The following is a 3,048-nucleotide window of genomic DNA, read 5'->3' on the forward strand; positions in this document are numbered from 1 at the left end:
CGGACATCCGGGGAGGGCACGTGTGGGACTTGGGACGGGACACGGACCGGGGGCGGGCCGCGGTGGCGGTGCTGCTGAGAAGGGACCCCGCCGTCCGCCTTTTCATGCCCCGCCGCCCCGCCGCCCCGCCGCCCCGCCGTTCTTACGGTCTTACGGTCTGACCGGGCCGGCCTGTCAGGGGACGTACCACTGCTGGGTCTTGATCCCGGGAGTGCAGGTGGTGGCGGACAGCTCCTTGCCCGGGCCGTTGTCGGTCAGGCAGTTCTGGCCCGCGTAGTCCTTGATGTAGTACGCGCCCGGCGTGGGGGCATCGAACAGCTTCCACGACGTGCTGCCGCCGCCGGGGGCGACGAGACGCGGGGTCGAGGAGCCGTACGACTGGCCGAGCCCCGGACCGCTCAGGCTGCAGCTGTTGAACTTGGTCCACTGGGGTTTCGTGTGCACCCAGCCGAACTCGGTATGGCCGCCCATGATCACCTTCGTCCCGCCGTCGGGGCTGTCGGCGGCGAGGCCGATCTTGAGCCCGTCGCCGACGTTGGTGATCGCGCCCCAGTTCGCGCCGCCGCAGCCCTGCGGGGCGGCGGGAGCCTGGGTGGCGGGCGGGGAAGCCGGTTTGCTGCCGGAGCCGCCCCCGCCGCCGGCGGCCTGGGTGGCGCCAGCGTTCCCCTGAGTCGCGCCGGGGCCCGGCCCCGTTCCCGGCCCCGTTCCCGGCCCCTGGCCCGGCGCCTGGGTGCCGCCGCTCGCACCGTCGGGCGACGGCACCGAGCCAGGGCTCGCCGCCGCACTCGGCCCGGTGCTCGGCGCGGCGCCCGGCGACGCGGGGGCACCGGAGGCCGCGGCGGACGCCGCGGGACCCGGCCCGGCGGCCTGCGTATCGCGCTCCCAGGGGGTGTGGCCGATGTACAGCGTCGTGCCGACGCCCACCACGAACACGACGGGCACGAACAGGGCGATGGTCCTGCCCCGCCGCTTGGCCGCAGGGGCGGCGGTGGCCGCCGGGGCAGCCGCCGGGACCGGCGCAGGCGCGGGGGCCGGGTTCGGATCCGGCTGACCGGCGGCGGCTCGCCGCGCCGCGGCCGCCATCACCGCGGCGTCGGGAAACCGGTCCTCGGGGTTCTTGGCCAGCGCCCTGGACACGAAGGCCCGTACCGCATCCGGAAACCCGGCGGGCAGCTCCGGTGCGGGCTCCCGGATGTGCTTGAGCACGATCTCCAGCACCGAGCCGCCGGTGAAGGGCGGCTCGCCGGCGAGCAGCTCGTAACAGACGACACCGAGGGAGTACAGGTCGGACGCCGGTACGGCGGCGATGCCCTCGGCCTGCTCGGGGGCGGTGTAGAGCGCGGTCCCGAGCATCGCGTGCGAGGCGGTGAGCCTGGGCCCGGCGGCGGAGCGGGCGATGCCGAAGTCGGTCACCGTGACCCGGCCGTCGGGACGGACCATCAGGTTGGACGGCTTGATGTCCCGGTGCACGACACCCCGCAGGTGTGCGGCGTGCAGGGCGTCGAGCGCCTGGGCGGTGATGCCGAGCGCCTGGGCGACCGGCATCGGCCCGCGCTCGGCGCGCACGTCCTCCAGGGACCGCCCGTCGACGAGTTCCATGACGATGTACGGGGTTTCGCCCTCGTCCCCACCGTCGCCGTCGCCGTCGCCGTCGCCCTTGCCCTTGCCCTCGCCGTAGTCGTGGACGTCCACGATGCCGGGGTGGCTGAGCGCGGCGAGGATCTTGGCCTCCCGCCGGAACCGCGCGGCGAACATCTCGTCGTCCAGCAGGGCGGGCAGCAGGATCTTGACGGCGACGTCCCGCTCCAGCACCCCGTCAGCGGCCCGCCAGACCTCTCCCATGGCCCCGCCGCCGAGTCGCTCGACGAGCGTGTACCGCCCGCCGAGCACAGTCCCCCGACCCCACATACGTTCCCCCGTAGCGCCAAACCCGACTCGGTTCACCCAACCGCAGTCTGTCAGAGCCCAGTTGAACCCCGAATCCCCGTGCCGGGCCCTGCGGTGACAGGGCGTCGAACGGCGGAACGATCCGGACCACGACGATCGGCCGGGCCCGGGGTGCGGCGAGGAAATGGAACCAGCCGTCGGCGGCGTCCGTGCGGCGCGGGCCTCCGGGCCGGGGTCCGTTGCCGAGCTCGCCGAGGTCGACCCCCATGCCCGACAGTTCGACGAGCTGTCCCGCCAGTCGCTCGACCTCGGCCACGACATGGACGGGTGCGCGGCCCCCCCCACTCGAAAAGGTGAGTCAGAACGGTTCGTTACTCCGCCGGTGCCACGCCGATCGGGCAGGAGACGCCCGTCCCGCCGATGCCGCAGTAGCCGCCCGGGTTCTTGTCCAGGTACTGCTGGTGATAGGCCTCCGCCGGCCAGAAGGGGCGGTCCGATGCGGGGAGGACGGCCGTGGTGATCTCGCCGTGGCCCGAGGCGGTGAGGACGCGCTGGTAGGCGGTGCGGGAGGCCTCGGCCGCCGCCTGGTGGGCGGGGGAGTGGGTGTAGGCCGCCGAGCGGTACTGGGTGCCGACGTCGTTGCCCTGGCGGAAGCCCTGCGTGGGGTCGTGGGACTCCCAGAACAGCTTCAGCAGCGTCTCGTACGAGACCAGGGACGGGTCGAAGACCACGCGGACGACCTCGGTGTGGCCGGTCCGGCCCGAGCAGACCTCCTCGTAGGTCGGGTTCTCCGTGAAGCCGCCCTGGTAACCGGCCAGGGTGGTCCACACCCCGGGGGTCTGCCAGAACTTGCGCTCCGCGCCCCAGAAGCAGCCCAGCCCGAAGTCGGCCACTTCGAGGTGCGCGGGATAGGGGCCGGCCAGCGGGTTGCCCAGCACGGTGTGCTTCTCGGGCAGGCCGAAGAGGGGCTCCGCGCGGCCGGTCAGGGCCTCCTCGCGGGTGGGGAGCTCGGGCGTACGGCGGTACGAGAACATGGGGTTCCCTCCTTGTCACCGATGACAACGGGCGGGGGCGGGGCGGCCTGACCCCGCCCCCGACACCTATAAAAATAAAAAATCCCCACAAAAAAAACAAGAGAGGGGATGGCGTGGTGGGGGGGTG

The 3,048-nt window shown here is 73.3% G+C and carries 2 protein-coding genes; both read right to left on the minus strand.

Annotated elements, in window-relative coordinates; all coding sequences use genetic code 11:
- Nucleotides 1-174: 174 nt before the first annotated feature.
- Complete coding sequence (locus ACFCZ1_RS38405; protein ID WP_376682900.1) at nucleotides 175-1,908, minus strand: serine/threonine-protein kinase; 1,734 nt, start codon at nucleotides 1,906-1,908, stop codon at nucleotides 175-177.
- A 350-nt stretch (nucleotides 1,909-2,258) separates the two neighbouring features.
- Nucleotides 2,259-2,921, minus strand: a complete 663-nt coding sequence (msrA, locus tag ACFCZ1_RS38410) for a peptide-methionine (S)-S-oxide reductase MsrA (protein WP_376682901.1) — start codon at nucleotides 2,919-2,921, stop codon at nucleotides 2,259-2,261.
- Nucleotides 2,922-3,048 lie beyond the last annotated feature (127 nt).

The organism is Streptomyces sp. NPDC056224 (genome assembly GCF_042267665.1).
Lineage (GTDB): Bacteria > Actinomycetota > Actinomycetes > Streptomycetales > Streptomycetaceae > Streptomyces.